The organism is Rhizobium sp. CAU 1783 (assembly GCF_054551725.1).
In genome coordinates this window covers 1,092,955-1,114,727 of the sequence record NZ_JBTOLM010000001.1, presented here as the reverse complement: position 1 = coordinate 1,114,727, position 21,773 = coordinate 1,092,955, and the positions used below count along the sequence as shown (strand labels likewise).

Annotated in this window: 15 protein-coding genes and 1 pseudogene; 7 read left to right on the top strand and 9 right to left on the bottom strand. The window is 64.0% G+C overall.

Annotated elements, in window-relative coordinates:
- Window positions 1-83: 83 nt before the first annotated feature.
- On the top strand, window positions 84-710 hold the full coding sequence (locus ACX93L_RS05080) for a DUF922 domain-containing Zn-dependent protease (protein ID WP_459403817.1): 627 nt from the start codon (window positions 84-86) through the stop codon (window positions 708-710).
- Window positions 711-991: 281 nt separating this feature from the next.
- Here the strand turns inward: ACX93L_RS05080 and ACX93L_RS05075 are convergent, their stop codons facing one another.
- On the bottom strand, window positions 992-1,312 hold the full coding sequence (locus ACX93L_RS05075) for a 2Fe-2S iron-sulfur cluster-binding protein (RefSeq protein ID WP_169587612.1): 321 nt from the start codon (window positions 1,310-1,312) through the stop codon (window positions 992-994).
- 130 nt (window positions 1,313-1,442) lie between these two features.
- Window positions 1,443-1,814, bottom strand: a complete 372-nt coding sequence (locus ACX93L_RS05070) for an Hpt domain-containing protein (protein WP_459403816.1) — start codon at window positions 1,812-1,814, stop codon at window positions 1,443-1,445.
- A gap of 478 nt (window positions 1,815-2,292) precedes the next feature.
- Here ACX93L_RS05070 and ACX93L_RS05065 point away from each other — a divergent pair, with 478 nt between their 5' ends.
- Entirely contained in the window at window positions 2,293-7,827 is a 5,535-nt protein-coding gene (locus ACX93L_RS05065) for an apolipoprotein A-IV repeat region-like domain-containing protein (RefSeq protein WP_459403815.1), read from the top strand.
- A gap of 147 nt (window positions 7,828-7,974) precedes the next feature.
- Here ACX93L_RS05065 and ACX93L_RS05060 read toward each other — a convergent pair whose 3' ends face one another.
- The 6 genes from ACX93L_RS05060 to ACX93L_RS05035 all read right to left on the bottom strand — a co-directional run bounded on the left by ACX93L_RS05060 (window position 7,975) and on the right by ACX93L_RS05035 (window position 13,782).
- Window positions 7,975-8,592 carry an ABC-type transport auxiliary lipoprotein family protein gene (locus ACX93L_RS05060; protein ID WP_459404144.1) on the bottom strand — a complete coding sequence of 206 codons (618 nt, stop codon included), beginning with the start codon at window positions 8,590-8,592 and terminating at the stop codon, window positions 7,975-7,977.
- 29 nt (window positions 8,593-8,621) lie between these two features.
- Window positions 8,622-9,992, bottom strand: coding sequence for an MlaD family protein (locus ACX93L_RS05055; protein ID WP_459403814.1), 1,371 nt, complete (start codon window positions 9,990-9,992; stop codon window positions 8,622-8,624).
- Window positions 9,992-10,819 (bottom strand): ABC transporter ATP-binding protein, encoded by an 828-nt coding sequence (locus ACX93L_RS05050; protein WP_459403813.1) that lies wholly within the window; start codon window positions 10,817-10,819, stop codon window positions 9,992-9,994. Before ACX93L_RS05050 ends, ACX93L_RS05055 begins: the two co-directional genes overlap by 1 nt.
- Before the next feature lie 10 nt (window positions 10,820-10,829).
- On the bottom strand, window positions 10,830-11,978 hold the full coding sequence (locus ACX93L_RS05045) for an MlaE family lipid ABC transporter permease subunit (protein WP_459403812.1): 1,149 nt from the start codon (window positions 11,976-11,978) through the stop codon (window positions 10,830-10,832).
- Window positions 11,979-12,167: 189 nt separating this feature from the next.
- Window positions 12,168-13,016 (bottom strand): UDP-2,3-diacylglucosamine diphosphatase, encoded by an 849-nt coding sequence (locus ACX93L_RS05040; RefSeq protein ID WP_169587600.1) that lies wholly within the window; start codon window positions 13,014-13,016, stop codon window positions 12,168-12,170.
- 166 nt (window positions 13,017-13,182) lie between these two features.
- A complete protein-coding gene (locus tag ACX93L_RS05035; RefSeq protein WP_459403811.1) occupies window positions 13,183-13,782 on the bottom strand; it encodes a TetR/AcrR family transcriptional regulator in 600 nt (199 codons plus the stop codon).
- 241 nt (window positions 13,783-14,023) lie between these two features.
- Between ACX93L_RS05035 and ACX93L_RS05030 the strand changes: the two genes are divergently transcribed.
- From ACX93L_RS05030 to ACX93L_RS05010, 5 genes and pseudogenes are all read left to right on the top strand, one after another.
- A complete protein-coding gene (locus tag ACX93L_RS05030) occupies window positions 14,024-14,230 on the top strand; it encodes a hypothetical protein (protein WP_459403810.1) in 207 nt (68 codons plus the stop codon).
- A 248-nt stretch (window positions 14,231-14,478) separates the two neighbouring features.
- Window positions 14,479-16,791 (top strand): NADP-dependent malic enzyme, encoded by a 2,313-nt coding sequence (locus ACX93L_RS05025; RefSeq protein WP_459403809.1) that lies wholly within the window; start codon window positions 14,479-14,481, stop codon window positions 16,789-16,791.
- Window positions 16,792-16,943: 152 nt separating this feature from the next.
- Window positions 16,944-17,687, top strand: coding sequence for a helix-turn-helix transcriptional regulator (locus ACX93L_RS05020; protein WP_459403808.1), 744 nt, complete (start codon window positions 16,944-16,946; stop codon window positions 17,685-17,687).
- Between the two features lie 127 nt (window positions 17,688-17,814).
- Window positions 17,815-18,456 carry an acyl-homoserine-lactone synthase gene (locus ACX93L_RS05015; protein WP_459403807.1) on the top strand — a complete coding sequence of 214 codons (642 nt, stop codon included), beginning with the start codon at window positions 17,815-17,817 and terminating at the stop codon, window positions 18,454-18,456.
- Window positions 18,457-18,661: 205 nt separating this feature from the next.
- Window positions 18,662-19,399: pseudogene (locus tag ACX93L_RS05010) on the top strand (DUF2865 domain-containing protein); the annotation flags it as partial.
- A 371-nt stretch (window positions 19,400-19,770) separates the two neighbouring features.
- On the opposite strand, the gene ACX93L_RS05005 reads toward ACX93L_RS05010, so the two are convergent.
- Window positions 19,771-21,642 carry a methyl-accepting chemotaxis protein gene (locus ACX93L_RS05005; RefSeq protein ID WP_459403806.1) on the bottom strand — a complete coding sequence of 624 codons (1,872 nt, stop codon included), beginning with the start codon at window positions 21,640-21,642 and terminating at the stop codon, window positions 19,771-19,773.
- Window positions 21,643-21,773: the final 131 nt, after the last annotated feature.

Sequence of the window (21,773 nt, the reverse complement as noted above, 5' to 3'; positions counted from 1 at the left end):
TCGAAAAAATTGCAGGTGCGATATTGCACTCGCAGTGGCTATGCCCCAAGGTCGCGGCGAATTCAACATTGCGGATACCACGAATGACGACTGCACGCCGCCTGGGCATCCTTTCCGTTGCCGCGGCCCTTCTGCTCACACCGGCAACGGATGGCCGAGCCGAAACCATCGTCCGAAAGTCCATCTCCTATTTCCAGATCAGTGGCACGACCGCGGATGATCTGGATCGCGAACTGTCGCATCGCGGACCGCAGACCCAGTCGAGCGGATCTCGCCATCCGGGCGCAACGCAGATCAAATTCGGCGGTGAACTCACCTATGTGCAATCGGACGGCCGATGCCGCGTCGGCGAAGCGGACGTGACGCTCGACATCCGCATCATCCTGCCGAGCTGGAAAAACCGGAAAAGGGCCAAGGGCGATCTGGCGCTCATCTGGGATGCGCTGTCGAGCGACATCAAGCGCCACGAGGAACGCCATGCCGAGATCGCCCGCCAGCACGCCAAGCAGCTCGAAAAAGCATTGAAGGCTCTGCGGTCTCAAAAGACCTGCGAGGCCATGCAGGAAAAAGTCGCCAGCACGACGTCGCAGATTATCGAGGCCCATGACAGGGCCCAGATGGGCTTCGACCGGGTCGAATCGGTGAATTTCGAGAACCGGATGATTCGCATACTGGAATACCGCGCAAGGCGCAGCACCCCCAAGAATTGAGGTAAAATTGCGCGCGGGAGTGTGGCTGCAAAGCCCCTGCCTTGCGCCAAACTTGCGTCGGATCCTGTGAATAAACGGCTATTTCTCGGCGTAGTACTTGCGCACAAACTGAAATACAAATGTCATCACATTCAGTTCACCGAGCGTTGACGGTTCCCCGAGTTCTCCCTGGCGCATCCAGGTGCCACAGGTGTTTCCTCCCTCGCCTGATATGGCGATGCGCCCTCCTGCCTCGCTCGTCGCTGGTCGAAGAGCGAGGCCTTTTTGCGTAGTGCGCTACGTCAGCCCTGCCGTTCGGGCACGTTGACCACCAGCCCGTCAAGCGCAGCCGTGATCTTGATCTGACAGGAAAGTCGGGAGTTCGGGCGCACGTCGACGGCAAAATCGAGCATGTCCTCTTCCATCGGCGACGGAGCCCCGACCTTTTCGGTCCAGGCCTCGTCCACATAGACATGACAGGTCGCACAGGCACAGGCACCACCGCACTCCGCCTCGATGCCCGGCACCGAATTGCGAACCGCGTTCTCCATGACCGTCGATCCTTCGTCCGCCGCGAGTTCGTAACGCGTGCCGTCGAAAGCGATGATGGTGAGTTGTGCCATGATTGAGGTGTCCAGACTTCGCCAATTGAAAAACCGGCGAAGTCATCACCCAAAACGTAAGGTCAGTCAACATTGACCGCTGCGAATTTACGGCCTTGCTGCTGCGATGCACAAGGCTGCGGCCGCGGCCTCAGCGGCAGAGCTTCAGGATGAAGTTTTCGGCCTCGATGACGCTTGCGGCGACCTGAGCGAGCTGGGCCGCATCCGGGCCGTTCTTCCCGGCAGCTTCGGCGGCGTTCGACACGCCATGGGCGCCGACCGCATCGGCAGCATTCTTCAGCCGTTCCGCGATGACGATCCGAGCGGCACCATCCGTCTGGTTGGCGAGAGCCTGCAGGCAACCGCGTGCCTGACGGGCGAAGATCTGCAGGATCTCGATCTCGACGGCCTTGTCGCCCTTGGTCTGGGTGGCGAGTTGGACGAGGTCGATGGGACGGGATTTCGAAGGGCAACGTCCGCCGTTGTTCTCGGGGGCTTCGAATGCGATGTTGAGCGCTGCCATGGGCCAATTTCCTTCTTATATGTTTTTTGGTGCCGTCATCCTTGACGCGGCGGCGTGGCTATCCGGTTAAATCCGGGCCCATTTGCGGCGAAAACCTTGAGACATGGTTAACGTCGGTTAAAACCATAATCCGTATGGATTTTCGGCGGCTAATTTAGTTTAAATACTGTTAACAACGAATGAGGGTCGTTAGGAATGAAGGACCCTCTTAATTGTGTCGGCATGCCGAATGTGTCACTACGGTACGGATGGTATCGGGCCAGGGTGGCAACCTTTGCCCGAAACCCGGATGATGATAAGGATTTAGCCGGATAGAACACGTCCGGCAGTGATCCAGGTCTGTATTCCAATGGGATGCTTCCTCTGGCGTGGCGGCAGGATGGAGCTCTTGAGTAAGGCGGTTCGTCCGAGCTCCGTTGCCGGCGGCAACGGGTCCGTGACTTGAACCTGCGAGTGAGTGGTAGCGAGGCGTAACCCTATGGCGAACAAGAAGACGGTCGAGTCGGTTGACGACAGCGCGTTTCAGGCTCTCGAAGCCGCGCTGAGGATCGATTTCGACGAACAGGAGACGCCGGCCTCGCAAAGGCAGGCGTCAGACGCATCGGAGGCCAAAGTGTCTGAGTCCAGCAACCAGCGTCCTGCAGCGCCCAAGAAGAACAACGATCGGCGCCCTGCCCGTGGCAGCGAGCTTGCCCCCGAGCCCGCGCCCCGCGCGCCGGCCTTCGAACCCGCCAACGACGCCTCGCGCCGCACCCCGGCCGCGATCATGAAGTCGCTTGAAGGCGCATCCATGCGCGCCGCGATCCGAAACGCATCGATCATCTCCGTACTGTGGGTACTCGGCGCCATCGGCATGACCCAGCTGCTCTATGGCAGCCAGATGTGGCAGTCACCGACCGTCGCCGACGTCGTCGCCACCCCCGGCGTTGTGGCCATCTTCGTCGGCACCGTCATTCCGGTCCTCTTGTTCTTCGCCTTCTCCATCATGATGGCCCGCGCCCACGACCTCCGGAACGCCGCCCGTTCTATGGCCGAAGTGGCGCTCCGCCTTGCCGAGCCCGAAACCATCGCCTCCGAACGAATCATGACGGTCGGCCAGGCCGTGCGTCGCGAAGTCTCGGCGATGAACGAAGGCATCGAGCGGACGATCGCCCGTGCGACCGAACTTGAAACCCTCGTCCACTCCGAAGTGACCGCGCTTGAGCGTAGCTACACCGACAACGAACTGCGCGTCCGCGGCCTTGTCCACGAACTCGGTTCCGAGCGCGATGCGATCGTCAACCATGCCGAGCGCATCCGCACTTCGATCGTCGGCGCCCACGACCAGCTCAAGGAAGAGCTGTCTCTCGCGACCGAAGAAATCGCCGTCCGGCTTGCGACTTCCGGCGAAGCCTTCGCTTCGCTGATCGATACCCGCGCCGCGGCCCTCATGGAAAAGTCGGATGCTGCCGCAACTGCAATCGGTAGCCTGCTCTCCAGCAAGACCGAGAACCTGGTCCAGACGCTCAGCGCCTCCGGTATTTCGCTTGCCAGCGAGTTCGACACCCGCCTGCAGCAGTTGACCGGGACTCTCGCCGAGCGCGGACGCGAACTGCTCGGCGAATTCGAGACCCGCGCCTCGACGCTCGATGCCAACACCGAAAAGCTCAACGCCGCCCTCAGCGAACGCGCCCGCCAGCTCAACGAGACGCTGGTCGAGCGCACCCGCGAGATCGCCGAACGCCTGACGTCCGGCGAACAGGGCATCACCAGTTCGCTTGACGACGTGCTCGCCAAGCTCAATGCGACGCTCGACGAAAAGGGCGCCACCTTCCGCCAGAACCTCCAGTCGAGCGCCGACGACGCGATCGTCGATCTCGACCTCCGGTCCGGCCTGTTCGAGGATCGCCTGCAGGCGACCATCGGCCAGGTGAACACCGCTTTCGACGAACGCGTAGCCGAATTCGCCAGCGCCTTCGACCAGCGCGCCGGCTCGCTCGACAGCAAACTCATGGAGAGCCTCGCCCGGATCAACGAGACCGTCAGCGGCGGCTCGGAAGCGATCGACGGCATCCTCAATTCCAGCATCGAACGCCTTGGCTCGACGCTCACCGATCAGTCCTTCGCCCTCGCGACGGCCGTCGGCACCGGCCAGGAACTGATCGACGACGCCCTGTCGAACCGCGCCCAGGAAATCGCCAATGCCATGGCGGCGCGCGCTCAGTCGCTGACCGAAAGCCTGGAACAGGCGGAGAAGCGTATCGACGCGATCATGGAAGAACGTGGCGGTGCGCTCTACAGCGCCCTGTCCGGCAACCAGAGCCGTTTCGAGGAAACGCTATCGACCCGCGCCGAGACGATCGTCAACGCGCTGTCGGGCAACCAGGAACGGTTCGCCGAAACCCTCGACGTCAAGAGCCGCGAAATTGCCGAGGCCCTCGCCGACGGCCAGCGGCGTCTCGACGAAACCCTGGACGGACGCGCTGCGGCGATCACCGGTGCCTTTGCCGGCAACCATGAACGCCTCGAAACCACCCTGGACAGCAAGAGCCGCGAGATCGCGGACGCCCTCGCCGAGGGGCAGCGCCGCCTCGACGAAACGCTCGATGGTCGTGCAACCGCCATCATCGACGCGCTGTCGGGCACCGAAGGCCGGCTCGCAAATGTCCTCGACCAGCGGACCGCCGCGATCGTCGAAACGGTGGCCGACGCCGACCGCCGCATCGAGTCGACCTTCAGTGAAAAGGCCGAAGCCATCCGCAGCGCCTACAGCGAGAACCAGGACCGGCTGGATCTCGCCCTAGCCGGCCATGCCGCCTACCTGTCGTCCACCCTCGAACAGGCCGGGGAGCAGCTTGAAAAGGCCCTTGGCGACGGAACCGGCCGCATCGGCCAGACCCTCTCTGCGGGTCTCGGCGACATCGACGGCAAGCTGTCCGACACCCATGAGCGCATCCGCGCCACCCTGGAAGAACGCGGCAACGCGATCGACCTCACGTTGCGCGCTGCCCACAGCCAGCTCGACGCCACGCTCGCCGAACAGAGCACCGCCATCGGCGCGTCGATCGCCGCAAGCGCCGGCATGCTCGAAATGTCGCTCGAAGAGCGCGAAGAAGCCCTGCGTCGCGTCATCGACGAGAGCGGCAAGACGCTCGACGAGCGCCTGCGCGGCACGGCCGGCACCCTTGCCGGCCAGTTCAGCGAGGCTGCATCCGAAATCACCCGATCCGCCGAGGACTTCTCCGGCCGCATCGAGCAGTCGGTTGGTGGCATGACCACGCGCCTCGACGAGACCAGCGCACGCATCGAGACCAGCCTCGGTACGCTCGAAGACCGGATCAAGAACGGCCTCGACGGTGTCGATATCCGCGTCGGCGATGCCGGCGAGAAATTTGCAAGCCGCCTGTCCGAAAAGATGTCCGACCTCGAGCGGGTCGGCACGGAAGCCGCCGACCGCGTCTCCCGCGTCCTCGAGGACGGGACCGCCCGCGTGGCGGAAACCTTCGAAGGCCGCACCGCCCAGATCGACGAGCGTCTGTCCACCATGGATCGCGCGCTCAACATTGGCCTCGACAACGTCAACCGCACGATCGAGGGCAAGGCCGCCGGCCTCGCCGCGGCCCTGCGCGGCGCCGTCGCCGACGCCGCCCGCGAGCTCGACGGCGAAGCCCAGCGATCGATCGAACTGCTCAACCAGAGTGGCACGCAATTCGCCGAACGGATCGGCGAGCGCAGCGCCGAGCTCAGCCGTGCGGTCGAGGAGCGGTCGGAGGATCTCGCCAGCCGCATCGCGGAAACCCAGAACCGCCTCGCCGGCCAGGCTGCCGCAGTCGCCCAGACCTTCTCCGAGGCCGGCGACGTGATCGCCAGCAAGGTCGCGGAAGCCGAAGCGATCGTCGGAAGCCAGATTTCGACCCTGACCGAGACCCTGTCGGAAGCCGGTTCGGCCCTTGAGGCCCGCGCATCGGCCATCCGGGAATCGCTTGCCGGCAACACGCAGGAAATCTCGTCCACAATGGACGCGGTGGAGAAGGCGCTCGAAGCCCGCGGCAACACCATCCGCTCGGTTCTCGACGACCGGACCCGCGAACTCAATTCGATGCTTGCCTCCCGGTCAGCGGAACTATCCCGCCTCATCGAGGAAAAGGCCGCCCCGCTGGTCGACACCTATGCAGAAACCGGCCGTGTCGCAGCCGAGCGCATCAGCGAGGCCGCTGCGCTGAGCGCCGAACGCCTGCGCGCCGAAAACAGCGCCATTGTCGATGCAATCGCGAGCCGCGCCGACAAGGCCGCCGAGACCCTCGGCCATGCCGAGGCGAGCCTCACCGAGTCCGCAAGCCGCCTGATCGACCGTCTGAGTGAAAGCAATTCCGGCCTTGCCTCGATGATCGAGCAGGTCGCCGCGAATATCGTGGCCGCCGACGGCCAACTCGGCCAGACGTCCGAGCGCTTCGCGGAGACCACCTCGAAGGCCGCCGATCTGTTGCAGACCTCGGGTCGTCTGCTCGACAGCAAGCTCGAGCGCCTCAACGCCGTCTCCGGCGAAACGCTGTCGCAGGTCACCTCGATCGTCGGGCGCTTCGGCGATCATTCCAAGGTCCTCAGCCAGGCTTCCGAACTCCTGTCGGCTGCCCAGTCGAACCTCGTCGGCACCCTTGAGGAGCGCCAGCAGGCCCTGCGCGATCTCGCCGTCGGCCTGGTCAAGCGTTCCGAAGAGATCGAGACGACGATGAAGGGTCTCGGCCACATGGTCGAAACCGCCTTCGAACGGGCCGAACAACGTTCCGGCCAGGTCGCCGGCAACCTTCGCCAGGGGATCCAGACGTCTTTCGCCGATATCGGCAAGATCCTCTCGGAGACCGAGAAACAGGCCCTTTCGACCGCCGATACCATGCGTGGTGCGCTGATGTCGGCCGGCGAGGATGCCAACCGCTCGATCGAAAAGACCCTTGCCGACGCGGAAAAGCGTTCGGCCGAGCTGGCCGATCGCCTGCGCGGCGGTCTCTCCACCTCGCTCTCCGACGTCGACAAGCTGCTTGGCGAGGCCGGCCGCAAGTCCGACGGCGCCGCCGCCCACCTGCGCGAAGCCATGCGCCAGGCGGTGGAGGAGGCTGTCAACCGCTTTGCCGGCGCGACCGACGAGATCCGCCGCTCCGCGCACGATATCCGCAAGGAACTCGACCTGACCCGCAGCGAACTGAAGCGTGGCGCCTTCGATCTTCCGGAAGAAGCCAAGGAAAGCGCCGCCGCCATGCGCCGGGCCGTGGCCGAGCAGATCAAGGCCCTGCAGGACATTTCCCATCTGGTCGGCCGTTCGACCCAGTCACTGGAGATTTCCGAGCCGGTCGCCCGCAAGCTCGTCGAGGCCAAGCCGGTCGAAGCACCGCGCAAGGCTCCGCCCGCGCCGGCACCGGCCGCACCCGTCGCCGCCGCAGCACCGGCGCCGCAGCCGGCCCCTGCCCGTCCGGCAGAACAACTCGGCCTTCGCGGTAGCCTGAACCCCACGCCCGCTCCTGCCGCCGCCCAGCGCAACGAATCCGGCGGCTGGATCAGCGATCTGCTGCGCGGCGCCTCGCGCGACGAGGAGAACGACGCGCCTGCCGCCGCTCCGGCCCCGCGTGCCCCCGCGCCGCGTCCGGCTGCCGAAGCCGCAGCTGCTCCGCGCCCGGCCGACAATCGTAATCCGCGTCACATGGTGGAATCGCTAAACTCGCTGTCGGTCGATATCGCCCGCGCCATCGACCACGACGCCTCGGTCGACCTGTGGCGCCGTTACCAGCGCGGCGAGCGCGACGTCTTCACCCGTCGCCTCTACACGCTGAAGGGTCAGCAGACCTTCGACGAGATCAAGCGCAAGTATGACCGCGAACCGGAATTCCGCGTCGCCGTCGACCGTTACATCGCCGACTTCGAGAAGCTGCTGGCCGACGTCGCCCGGACCGACCGCGACAAGACGGTCACTCAGTCCTACCTGACGTCCGACACCGGCAAGGTCTACACCATGCTGGCCCACGCCGCCGGACGGTTCAGCTGACAGCAGGCTCGGCGAACGAGCGTCGCCATCCGCAGGACCACGCTCAAGGAAATCAGACAAGAAAAACCCCGGCGCCTCACGGTGCCGGGGTTCTTTTTTGAGTGACGACGAAAACGCGGCCGGGAAACAGCGTTCCCGGAAAGCCAATCAGAGCTGGCTCAGGGTCCAGGTCACGATTTCGGCGCTAACACGTGCGAAGGCGCGATCCATGGCGCGGATGTAAGACTCGTTCGACGTGCCGGAGGCCGGCTCGGAGGCGCTGAACACCTTCTGCGCCTTGACCGTGCCGTTGCGGTCGTTGAGCAGCTTGACCGAGATCTCGACCACGCCACGGTCGGAACCGACGGTATCCACCTCGAAGGCCCGGATGTCGGTGATCAGCTGGAAGTCGATCGCCAGGCCCTGCCCGGGCTTGCCGACGCCGTCCAGCTTGCCCGTGTTCTCGAAGGTCTCGACGAGCTTCGCCTGCACCATGCGGGTCAGCTTGTCGCTCCACTGCGACTTGGACAGATAGCGGATTTCGGACGGAGATACGCGCACCAGCACCTGCTCGCTGTCGAGTGCCTTGAGCGCCGAGGGATCGGCGACCAGCAGTTGCCGATTGCGCGCCGACCCGCTGCTTTCGACCGTCGGCGAAGCCGTGATGTCGAAGGTGTCGTTCGGAGCCTTGGACGCACAGGCCGAAAGTCCCGCGAGCACCAGAGGCACCGCCAGAGCCGTCTTCACTGCTGTCATGCGACGCGCCGTCATAGCGGTTCCGCCCATCTTGCCCTTGCCCTTTCCCGTCATGGTCTTCACCGCCTGGTCCGTCCGTCATACTGCTTGACGGTGTCGCCACCGAACAGCAGCCGCTGCGGATCGCGGTCGAAATTGGTGATCGCATCGTTCAGCCCACGCACCGTCTGGCGGGTATCCGTCACGAGCGACTGGATGTCGCGCAGCCCGGTGTTCGAGAACCGCGCCAGATTGTCGGCGATCGGACCGATCTTGGCATTGAGGTTATCGGCCGCGCCACGGATCGACTGCAGGGTCTTGCGCGCCTCGACGCTGAGCGAGTCAGCCTCACCCGAACCGAGGAAGGAATCGACCTTCTTCAGGATGCCGTCCACCTGATCGGAAGCGTTGTTGAGCTTGTTGGCGAGCTGCGTGAAGTCGGTAATCGCCTGGTCGATGTCCTGCGTCCGCTCGCTGATGTTCTGGCTGAGATCCTTGAAGCTCTTGACCGCCTCACGCGCATCGCCGGACGCGGCCGAGACATCATCCATCACCTTGCCGATCTTCTGCTTGTCCACCGCAGCGAACACCTCGTCGACCTTTGCCAGCGTCTTGTCGGCATTCTCGCCGAAGCGCTGGAATGTCGCCGCGGTCTCCCGGAAATTGTCGATCGCCGGGCCGATCTTGTCGGAAGCGTCGGCAAAATTCCCGGTGAACTCTTCGGTGTTCGAGAGGATCTTGTCGATCTTGTCGGAATTCAGCGCCTTGAACAGGTCCTCCGCCGCCGCGAGCGTTGTGTCGAGACGCCCAGAGAGTCCCGAGACAGACTCGGAAAGCGCGCTGACGCTCTCCAGGAACTTGTCGATCCCTTCGGCATTGTCGGCCAGCGACTTCGAGAAGGTTTCCGCGTTCTTGACGGTATTGGTCAGCGGCTGGCGGGAATCGGCGATGAAGCCCTGCAACTCGCCGATCGCATTGTCGGCGCGCTGAAGGATCTTGTCCGCGGTCGCGAGCAGGTTCGTCACGCTCGACTGGTCGGCCAGGAGCACTGCTGGCTCGCCGCTCGATATCGCCTTGGCGAGAATGTTCTCGTCCGCTGCATTGCCACCCGAAAGCTCGATATAGGCCGCTCCGGTCAAGCCCTGGATTTCCAGCACGGCCTTGGTCGAGGTCGTGACCGGCGCGTCGGCGCGCACTTCGGTGAAGGCCACCGAGAACTGCGGATCCTGCTTGTCGATGTAGAGATTGCGGACGGAGCCGACCGCAATGCCGTTGAACCGCACCGGCGAGCCGATGCTCAGACCGTTGGCCGAGCCCGGAATGCGGATCGCCAGCGGGGCCATCGGTCCGCCCCTCCCGTACTCCGCCATCCAGTAGACGAAGCCGAAGGCGGCCGCGATGACCAGCATCGTGAAAAATCCGACGATCGCGTAGTTGGCTTTGGTTTCCATCAGTCAGTCACTTTGCCGGATGCCGCCGGATGACCCGGACGGGGAATGGAACGGGCGCGCTTGCCCCGGAAATAGGACTTCACCCACGGATCGTCGCAGGCGAGCATATCGTCTAAGCTTCCCTCGACCAAGACGCGCTTCTGCCCGAGAACGGCGATGCGGTCGCAGACCGAGAACAGGCTGTCGAGGTCGTGCGTGACCATGTAGACGGTCAGGCCGAGCGTATCGCGCAATCGCGCGATCAGTTCGTCGAACTCCGCAGCCCCGATCGGATCAAGTCCGGAGGTCGGCTCGTCGAGGAAGACGAGGTCCGGATCGAGCGCCAACGCACGGGCAAGCGCCGCGCGCTTGATCATGCCACCCGAAAGTTCGGACGGGTATTTGTCCGCAGCGTCCGGATCGAGACCGACGAGGTCGAGCTTCAGATAGGCCAGCTCATCCATGAGCCACTTCGGCAGATCGAGATATTCGCGCATTGGCAGCTGGATGTTCTCCTTCACGGTCAGCGCGGAAAAGAGCGCGCCGTGCTGGAAGAGAACGCCGAGACGCGTGTCGAGGTCCATCCGGTCCCGTTCGCCGACGGCATCATAGTCGGCGCCGAGGATCTGGATCGAACCCGAGCGGCGCGGCAGAAGCCTGAGAACGGTGCGCATCAGCACCGATTTACCGGCACCGGAGGCCCCGACGAACCCCAGGATTTCACCGCGATAGATGTCGAGGTCGAGATTGTCGAGCACGACCTTGTTGCCGAAGCCGACGGTAAGCCCGCGCACCGAAAGAACCGCTTCCCGCTCGCTTCCCTGGACATTGGTGGTCGTGCCTTCCAAGCCGTCCTCCTCAGAAATCGATGGCGGCGTAGAACATGGCAAACAGCCCGTCCACGAGGATGACGACGAAGATCGACTTCACCACGGAGGCCGTGACGTGACGTCCGAGCGACTCGGCGCTGCCGCCGACCTTCATGCCCTCGACCGCCGAGACGATGCCGATGATGAGCGCCATGAACGGCGCCTTGATCATGCCCGAGGCAACCGTCGAATAGTCGATCGCATCGTGCAGGCGGGTCGTGAAGACGTCGAAGGTGATGTCCGAATAGGTCCAGGCGACCACCGCCGCACCGTAAAGCGCTGCAAAGTTGGCAACGATGGTCAGAAGCGGCAGCGCAACCGTCAGCGCCACGAGGCGCGGAAAGACCAGGACCCCGATCGGATTGAGCCCGATGACCTTCAGCGCGTCGATCTCCTCGCGCATCTTCATCGAGCCGATCTCGGCCGTGATCGCGCTGCCCGAGCGGCCGGCCACCATGATCGCGGTCAAAAGCACGCCGATCTCGCGAAGCTGCAGGATACCGACCAGGTCGACGACGAAGACCTCGGCTCCGAAATAGCGCAGCTGGAAGGCACCCTGCTGGGCGATGATCGCGCCGATCAGGAAGGACATCAGCACGATGATCGGCACCGCCCTGACACCCATGTGGTCGAGCTGGGTGACGACCGAGGCGGGCGACACGCCACTGCCACGCCCGAGCTTCGTCTGTGCGCCATGCACGGCCGAACCGAGTACGAACATCATCGCAACCATGTCGCGCCAGAGTTCAACCACGGCCTCGCCAACCGGCGAGAAGATGCGCTGGAACAGGGGAAGCGGAGCACCGGGGCCGGCAGGTGTCTTGACGCTCTCCGGCAGGGCGCCGATCAGTTCGCGCATGTTGCGCGAGGCACCGGTGAGCTTGACGGGACTTCCCTCGGCCTGCCGGGTCGCCATGTAGCGACGCACGAGCCAGGCACCGGCGAGGTCCATATCGGAAACTGCGGAAAGGTCGATTTCGACCGGCGCATCGCCGGATGCGGGAACGAGGCGGCCGTTGCTCTGCAGGAGCGTCCCGAGGCTGTTGTTGCGCCAGGCGCCGGACAGCCGGATGCGATGCCCGTCGCCGGGCAGCTCGTCGATCTCGATCACAGCGCTTTCTGGGTGAATCGACTTCAAGGTCCTGACAACTTCCACGCTTGCGTGCCAGGTCCGGACATTCCGGCGCTGCGGCGCAAATCACTCGATGGCGCAGTATAGCCAGACAGACCGGCAAGGAAATCCTTCGGGCGGCGTTTATCCCGGGCCGTCACCCTCAAGCCACAACGAAAACTGGTCCTATCGGTCTGCGATCCGGTAAAATCCGTCTCACGCGGCCTGGACGTCTTCCTTCTTGGCAGCTTCGATGGCCAGCGGCAGCGAGACCGGCGGCACCAGGGCCGCAACCGGCTTTGCCGGCTTGGCGATCAGATGCCCCCAGGAGATCAGCTCGAAACGGCCGTCATGATGTTCCGCGATCGCCGTGCAGCTCTCAACCCAGTCGCCGGTATTGACGTAGTGGATGCCGTCGATGTCTTCCATCACCGCGTGATGGATATGCCCGCAGATCACGCCATCGACCTCGTTGCGGCGGGCTTCTTCCGCGACGACGCGCTGGAACTCGCCGATGAAGTTGACGGCCTGCTTCACCTGGAGCTTGGCCCAGGCGGAGAAGGACCAGTAGGGCATGCCGAGCCGGCGGCGGATCGCGGCCAGCGCAATGTTGATGTTGATCGCCATGTCATAGGCCCAGTCGCCGAGATAGGCGACGAGACGGGCGTTGCGAACCACGACGTCGAATTCGTCGCCGTGCAGGACCAGATACTTCTTGCCGTCTGCCGTCTCGTGGATCATCCGCTCGGCAACCTCGATGCCGCCGAAATGGGTGCCCGGAAAGCCGCGCAGGAACTCGTCGTGATTGCCCGGAATGTAGACGATCCGAGTGCCCTTGCGGGCCTTGCGGAGAAGCTTCTGGACGACGTCGTTGCAGTCCTGCGGCCAGTACCAGCTGCGCTTGAGGCGCCAGCCGTCGACGATGTCCCCGACCAGGAAGATGGTCTCCGCCTCATGGGTCCGAAGGAAGTCGATGAGAAAATCCGCCTTCGCCGCCTTGGAGCCGAGATGTACGTCGGAGATGAAGAGGGTCCTGAATTGCCGGATGTCCGTTTCACCAGTCACGGTCGTCGTCCTTTGCCGTCGTTTTCCACGTGCCTAAAATCAGACTCGTGTTTCAGCATGATGACAGGCGCGAATCATGGTCCGACACCGGAGGCGTCGCAACGATCTGGAGCGAAAAAGGGGAAGGCCCGGCTGACAGCACCTTTCCTTGTCAAGGCAGTCCGCGTCAACGGGCCAGAGCCGGCAGATCCGCCCCGGCGATCCGCCGGGCCTCTTCGCGCTCGATCCCGAGCGAGGTGAGGATCAGCTCGGCAATCTCGCTGCTCGCCTCGCGCCAGGTCTTGTAGCCTTCCTGGACGAGCATCATGCCCGACAGCGTCGCGCCGCCGATCATCGCCATCAGCGACGTCGCCTGCTCGGGGCGGATCGCGTAGCGGCCGCTCGAAATGCCCTGCATCAGGTCGTCCGCAGATGCGCTGGTGAGCAGCCCGCGCAGCGCCGTGTTGCTGAAACCGAAATGCACGATGAACCGGCCCCATTGCGGCTCCTCGTGGGCACGTCGGATGAAAAGCCGGATACCGCAGGAAAGACGGCAAGGCGGGTCGGTTATGTCGACCATGCTGGCCCGCACCCGATCCTGCATTTCGTTGGCGAGGTCGCCGGCGATCTCCTCGAACAGCGCGCCCGGATCGGGAACGGCACTGTAGACGGTGCCACGCGCCACCCCGGCCTCTTCGGCGAGATCGCTGACCGTCACCCGGTCCGCGCCCTTCCTGGCAAAGAGGCGCATGGCAGCTTCATGAATGCGGCATTTGGCGCCCGACATCGGCGGGGATCCTCTTAAAGCAGTCCCATAAATCGCGGAGGCTCCAAGCAACGTCCTGAAGCGGCGGCATGCACCGCGACACTGCCTATGTGTAGCAATGTCGCAGGCACCACACAAGCGTTGACAATTGAACACACGTGTTCAATATTGATCTGGAAAGCTCAGCACCTCGACATTTGCTATCGCAAACATCCTCCCATCGGCGCTGGGCCGGTTCAGACAGGAATTCAGGAGATCCCCCGTGAAGAAGATCGTTGTCATCGGAATAGTGTGTGCCGCCCTCGCCGGCTGCTCGCAGACCGCCCAGACCACCGCCTCCGCGCCCGCCGCGAAGCAGGCCGACTGCGAGGTCAAGCTGAACAAGGCACCGGCATCGTCGAAGTGCCCCAACTTCAAGTACAGCATGCGTTCGACCTCGCAGCCACCACTTATCTCGCCTGGTATCTGACGTCGGGACGGCACCGCCCCAAGACGACCTGATTCCGCGCCTACCGCCTCCCGAGCGGCGCGGAATTCAGCTCTCGGAAAACCGGCCCTCCAGCCGCTCCCAACGCCCTGCGCCCCACCGCGCCGACATCATTCCGTCAGCCTTGGCGATGACGCATAGCCGCCTTGCACCGGTCAAAATCACTTCCCCCCGACTTCTTTTCGTGTATTCAAGACATTCGATTTGGACGAAGAAGTTCGGTGGACTCGATGAATTCCCAAGACAAGAACAAGCCGCAACCGACGACCGCGATGGCGGACCTCGATGAGCAGGCGCTTTTCTATCACCGCTATCCGCGGCCCGGAAAACTCGAGATCCAGGCGACCAAGCCGCTCGGCAACCAACGCGACCTCGCGCTCGCCTATTCGCCTGGCGTCGCGGCACCTTGCCTTGCGATCCGCGACGAACCGGAAACTGCAGCCGATTACACCGCCCGCGGCAACCTCGTCGCCGTCATCTCCAACGGCACCGCGGTTCTCGGCCTCGGCAATATCGGGCCTCTCGCCTCCAAGCCGGTCATGGAAGGCAAGGCAGTTCTCTTCAAGAAATTCGCAGGCATCGACGTCTTCGACATCGAGATCGACGCCAACACCGTCGATTCCATGGTCTCCACCGTGTCGGCTCTCGAACCGACCTTCGGCGGGATAAATCTGGAGGACATCAAGGCTCCGGAATGTTTTGAGGTCGAGCAGCTGCTGCGCGACAAGATGAACATCCCGGTCTTCCACGACGACCAGCACGGCACCGCGATCATCGTCGCCGCCGCGATCCTCAACGGCCTCGAGCTGGCCGGCAAGAAGATCGAGGACGTCAAGATCGTCGCCTCCGGTGCCGGCGCGGCCGCCCTCGCCTGCCTCAATCTGCTCGTCACGCTTGGCGCGCGCCGCGAGAATATCTGGGTCCACGATATCGAAGGTCTGGTCTATGTCGGCCGCGAGACCCTGATGGACCGCTGGAAGTCGATCTATGCCCAGGACAGCGACAAGCGCGTGCTGGCGGAATCGATCGAGGGGGCAGACGTCTTCCTCGGTCTTTCCGCCGCAGGCGTGCTGAAACCGGAGCTGCTCTTGAAGATGGCGGAGAAGCCGCTGATCATGGCGCTCGCCAATCCGACGCCGGAAATCATGCCGGATCTCGCCCGCGCTGCCCGTCCCGACGCGATGATCTGCACCGGTCGCTCCGATTTCGCCAACCAGGTCAACAACGTCCTCTGCTTCCCCTACATCTTCCGCGGTGCGCTCGATTGCGGCGCGACCACGATCAACGAAGAGATGAAGATGGCGGCGGTGCGTGCGATTGCGGCACTTGCCCGTGAAGAGGTGTCCGAGGTTGCCGCCCGCGCCTATTCCGGCGAATCGCCGACCTTCGGTCCCAATTATCTGATCCCCTCGCCCTTCGACCCGCGCCTGATCCTGCGCATCGCACCGGCGGTCGCCAAGGCCGCCGCCGAGAGCGGCGTCGCACGCAGGCCGATCACCGACTTCGACACCTATCTCGACCAGCTCAACCGCTTCGTCTTCCGCTCCGGCTTCGTCATGAAGCCGATCTTCGCGGCCGCCAAGAAGGCGGTCCAGAAGCGGGTCATTTTCGCCGAAGGCGAAGACGAGCGCGTCCTGCGCGCCGCCCAGGTTCTGTTGGAGGAAAGCATCGGCAAGCCGATCCTGGTCGGCCGCCCGCACATCATCCAGAGCCGCCTCGAACGCTTCGGCCTTCGCATCCGCCCTGGTACGGATTTTGATCTGGTCAACCCGGAAGACGATCCGCGCTACCGCGAATATGTCGACGACTATTTCGCGCTGGTCGGACGCGCCGGCATCAACCCGGAAGCGGCTCGCACGATCGTGCGCACCAACAACACGGTGATCGGCGCGCTCGCCGTGCGCCGCGGCGACGCCGATGCCCTGATCTGCGGCGTCGAGGGTCGTTTCGACCGGCACCTGCGCGACGTGCGCCAGATCATCGGCAAGAAGCCGGGCGTCAGCTCGTTCTCCGGCCTCAGCCTGCTCATCTCGCAGCGTGGCGCGATCTTCTTCACCGACACCTTTGTCACCTACAATCCGTCCGCCGCCGAGATCGCCGAGATGACGGTGCTGGCCGCCGAGGAAATCCGCCGCTTCGGCATCACCCCGCGCGCCGCCCTCGTATCGCATTCGAATTTCGGCTCGCGCGATTCGGACAGCGCCCGCAAGATGCGCGAAGCGCTCCAGCTCCTCCGCGAACGCGCACCCGAACTCGAGGTCGACGGCGAAATGCAGGGTGGTTCGGCGCTCTCGGAATCGCTGCGCAAGCGCGCCATGCCGGACAGCGCCCTGACCGGCGAGGCCAATCTGCTGGTCTTCCCGAACCTCGACGCTGCCAACATTTCACTCGGCATCGTCCGCACGATGATGGACGCGTTGCATGTCGGCCCGATCCTGCTCGGCGCTGCCCTGCCGGCCCACGTGCTCTCGACCTCGGTGACCTCGCGCGGCGTCGTCAACATGGCGGCCCTGGCCGTCGTCGAGGCCCAGAAGTCGGAGTGATCCCTGAGCCTCGCGGGGCCTTGCCCCCCGAGGCTTCCTGCCGACCCGTCCGTTGCCGCGCGACGGACAATTGCTTCAGGCGCTGAAATACCCGCTGGACAGGACGTCGGCCGGCGCCCACTCTTGACCCCATGTTTTGCAGGGTTCCGGGAATGGCGAACCAGGGCGGCTACTTCGACGTGCTGGACTGGATGGGAAGCCAGAAAGCCTTGAAGCCACAGCTTTTCTTCAGAAAGGTGCAGGCGGCTTTCGGTATCGCGCACATCCTCTACATCGACGCGATTTCCTCGCGCGGCGGCATCAAGTCGCATCGGCTGCACCACACCTTCGGCCCCGCCGCAGTCCGCGACGCAAAGGCACTCGGTGCATCCCGCATCGAACCGCCTCTGCGCAAGGCGCTGGCCGCCGTCGCCCCGCTCGACTGGTCGCAGCTGGCGCACGGCTCGCCCGAGCGCGACGGGCTCGATGCGCTGGCGGCGAACCTTGGCATCCCCGCTTGCGGTGTCTCTTACCCCTTGAAATCCCGCGAAGGTCGCCAGGCCCTCTTCGCCATCCAGATCGACACCGACAGCGGCGACTGGAGCCGTTTCCGCAGACACCACGATCGCGACCTCCAGTCCCTCGCCATCGCCTTCCATGCCACACTGCTGCGCGCCGGTGGCGATCGCGTCGAGCATCTCGACACCCCGCGCCTCACGCGACGCGAACGCGAGACGCTCTACTGGTCGGCCGCCGGCAAGAGCTACTGGGAAATCGCCGTCATCCTCGGCATCAGCGAACGCACGGTGCGCTACTTCATGGCGAATGCCCGACAGAAGCTTGACGTCGTTTCCAACACGCAAGCCGTCGCGGAGGCATCGTGGCGCGGCCTGCTTCCCGGCCCGGAAATCCGCTGACCGCAGCACCGGCGTTGCCGCCCGCAGCATAATCAAAAATTGCATGGACGGCACCTGTCTCTACCGACAGTTTTATTTTTGCTGCCCTGCACCATCTTCCGGTCGCCACACGAACAGGGAGACTGGAATGATCAAGATCATCAATGGCGCCGGGCGCCACCGCCAACCACTGGAAATTTCTGCTATGCATCGGCTTCGCAAGCGTGTCTTTCACGACCTGCTCCGCTGGGACGTCAACGTCGTCGACGACTGGGAGATCGACCACTACGACGATGCCAATCCGATATACGTCCTCTCCTATTCCGACAGCGGCGCGCTGCGCGGGACGCTGAGGCTGCTGCCGACGCTCGGTCCCAATATGCTCGACGACACCTTCCCGATCCTGCTGGACGACCAGCCCGCCGTTCGACAGCACGGTATCTGGGAATCGAGCCGCTTCTGCATCGATCCTGACATCTCGCAGGATCGCGCCTCGAACCAGGTGACGATCACCGCCGCCGAACTGATGTGTGGCGTCGGCGAGCTTGGCCTGGCCTCTCGCCTCGACCGGATCGTCACGGTGACCGACGTCTTTCTCGAGCGCATGTTCCGCCGCATGGGTTGCCCCGGCGAACGCATCGGTGCGCCCCACAAGATCGGGTCTGTTCACGCCGTAGCGATTGCCTGGGAGGTTACCCCGCAACTGCTGGAGCGGATGAAGACGGTGGCCGGGATCGAAGGCTCCGTGCTCACCGAACCTCTGTCCGTCGAACAGGCACGCGCCGCCTGATCGCATCGACGGTCGCCGATGCCGAAAGACGACGGCGTCCGCCCGTTAACACAATTTCGTGTTCCCGGTTGGCGCATTGTGCTGTGCAAACTAATATGCGAGCACCTACAGGCACACGGGCGCCGCTTCGGCGCCGCGCAACGCCAATCGGGGATACGAATTGCACGATCTCAGGAGCCGACTGCCGCTGGCGCTTGCCGCTCTGATGTTCTGCCAGCCCGTGGCAGCGCAGACATCCGCCGTGTGCGAGAGCCTCAGGCTGCGCCTCTCTGCCGTCCCGGAGGTGATCGTCGACACCGCGGCCGTGCGGCGCTATTCGAGCGCCATCGCCCGACAGAACCTGGAGATCCGCAAGGTCCGCCAGGACATGCGAAGCCTGCGCTGCGACGGTTCGGTCGTGCAATATCGCGCCGACGGGACAACACAATGCGGCGAGCTCTCAGAGGCTCTGTCCCGCATGGAGACAAACAGGCAGGATCTCGCCGCAAAACGCGATGAGGCCGGCCGCGAGAGCATTGGCGAAAATCCTGCAAGGCTTCGGCTGCTTGCGGCTCTTGAAGACAATGGGTGCAACGCCGAGCCACCGCCGGTCGACGAGGCCGACTTGACGCCCCCCGGCGCCGAGGGACCGCAGCCCCTTGATCCGGAAAACACCGCCCGCTTCATGGCCCTTGCCGGCCAGGGCAACCTTCGCACACTCTGCGTCCGCACCTGCGACGGCGCCTTCTTCCCGATCTCGTCGGGAACCTCGCCGCTCAGCTTCCGCCGTGACGCGCAGGTCTGTGAACAGATGTGCCCGAACACCGAGACCGAACTCTTCTTTCACGCGATCAGTACGGAAGAATCGGCCGACATGGTCTCGGCCGAAACGGGAGAGCCTTATCGCAGCCTCCCGAATGCCTTCGCCTATCTCAACCGACAGAGCGGCGAGCAACCGGCCTGCGGCTGCGATCTCACCGCCTACTATCGGAAGATGCGCGGCACGGGCATAGCCGGCCAGAGCCATCCGGCCGACGGCAAGGCTGTGATCGAAATGGGTGGATCAGAAAGCCAGGCGAAGAAGGGTGTCAAACCGCCTGTGACTGCCGCGGAAAGACCGATCGAGGATCGAGTCTACGATCCGAATGCCGCCCATGTCCGCCAGGTCGGACCGACCTTCCTGCCCAAGGAAACCAGCAGCATCGACCTCAAGAACCCCGCATTGCCCGGCCCACAGCCCGTCCAGCAGTGACGGTCGGCCAACCCGCAGCGTTTGAAACGAGAAAGGCCGGCTTGCGGCCGGCCTCTCCTTGAGACTGCTGCGGTCCGATGGCCTCAGGCCGCGCGGGTCTGGGCCGTGCCGTAAGCGGACGCGCGGATCTCGAATTGCCGGACCTGCGCGAACAGGTCGTCGGCCTCCTGTGCCAGCTTGTGTGCCGAGGCGGTCGATTGCTCGACCATCGCGGCATTCTGCTGCGTGACCTGGTCCATTTGCGTGATGGCGCCGTTGATTTCCGACAGCCCGGTTGCCTGCTCGTGCGCCCCGGTCACGATGGCCCGGATATCGCTGTTGATCTCGGTGACGTTGGCCTGGATCAGGCTCAGGATCTCGCCCGACTGGTTGACCAGGGAGACGCCGGAGCTCACCGCCTCGCCCGACCGCGCGACGAGCCCGGTGATTTCCTTGGCTGCATTGGCCGAGCGCTGGGCAAGCTCGCGCACTTCTTGCGCAACGACGGCAAAGCCCTTGCCCGCCTCGCCCGCCCGGGCCGCCTCGACGCCGGCGTTCAGCGCAAGGAGGTTGGTCTGGAAGGCAATCTCGTCGATCACGCCGATGATCTTGCCGATCTGCGAGGAGCTCTCCTCGATCCGGCCCATGGCGGCAATGGCGTGGCGGACGATCTCGTCCGATTGTTCGGCCCGCCGGTTGGCTTCGCTTACCTTGCGGCTGGCGCTGTCGGCAATCGCGGCCGAGTTGCTGACGGTGGTGGTGATCTCGTTGAGCGCTGCCGCCGTCTGCTCGAGGGCCGCGGCCTGCTGTTCGGTGCGGCGTGCCAGGTCGTCGGAAGCCGCCCGCATTTCCGCCGAGCTGGAGCGGATCTCATGCGAGACGTTGGCGATGCCGGACATCGCTGACTGCAGCTTTTCGGCCGACTGATTGAAATTGAGCCGCAGGCGATCATATTCGCCCTCGAAGACCCTGGTGATGCGTGAGGTCAGGTCGCCATGGGCCAGACGATCGAGAGCCTCGGCCACCGTATCGACGGCGGTTTTCGTCCGGTTGAGCTCGGCTATGCGGTCGGCTTCGTTCATCGACTGGATCTCCGCCAGCCGTTCGCGATTGCGCTTGTCCTCGAGCTCGGCGTCACGGCGAGCGATGAGGTTTTCGCGGAAGTGCGTGAACGCCCGGGCGAGGTCACCGATCTCGTCGGAGCGCTCGGCTCCGGCAAGCTGCGCATCGATGTGGCCGTCCGCCAGACGGTTCATCGCGTCCGTTGCCCGGTCGAGCGGTGCAAGCAGCCTGCGCATCACGAAGAAGGCTAGGCCGGCACCGCTGGCGAGCAGCACGAGGCCGAGCGCGGCCAGAAGCGCGGCCATGGATTCCGCCTCCGCGCGCGCATTGGAGATGTCCGCCTCAGACTTCCTGATTTCCCTGTCGACGATGGCTGTGACCATCGAATGGGTTGCCTCGATCTCCTTCTGCAGGGCATCCGAGAAGCTGTCGAAATTGCCCATCAACTTGTTGCCCTCGGCCGGCCCTCCCTTGATGAAGGCATTGGCCATCTCGATGCCGGCCTTGTGGAAGTCCGCATAGCGATCCGCAAGAAGCTTCATGGCCGGGACGAGGTCAGGCGCTTCCAGGGCGACGGAAAGTGTATTGATGCGATCCATCAGCTTGGCCAGACGTGCGGCCTCTTCCTCGGCCAGTTTGAAGCCGTCGTCCAGGCCATCCTTCGCCTGGGTGGCGGAAATATCGGTCAGCGATTCCTGTGTGCTGACGATGGCAAGCTCGACCTCCTTCTGCGCGGCGATCAGGTCGCGCAGATAGACGTCTGCCTTACGTTCGGTCTCGTAGAGATCGATGACCGTTTCGAGTTGGTGCTGTCCGAAATAGTCGGAAATGGCGAGCACGGTGACGCTGACCAGGACGAGACCGCCGATCGCTGCGGGAACCGCTTTTCCGAGACGAATGTTGAAAAGCTTCATGAAGACCCCAAAGACAACAATGAAAAGGTTTGGCTCGCCGCTTCATCCGGCGCGAAACCTGCGTCATGCAGTCGAGGGAAACCCTGAGCATGGCCAGATTTAGCCATGCCGCCTTAATTTATGTTAAACAC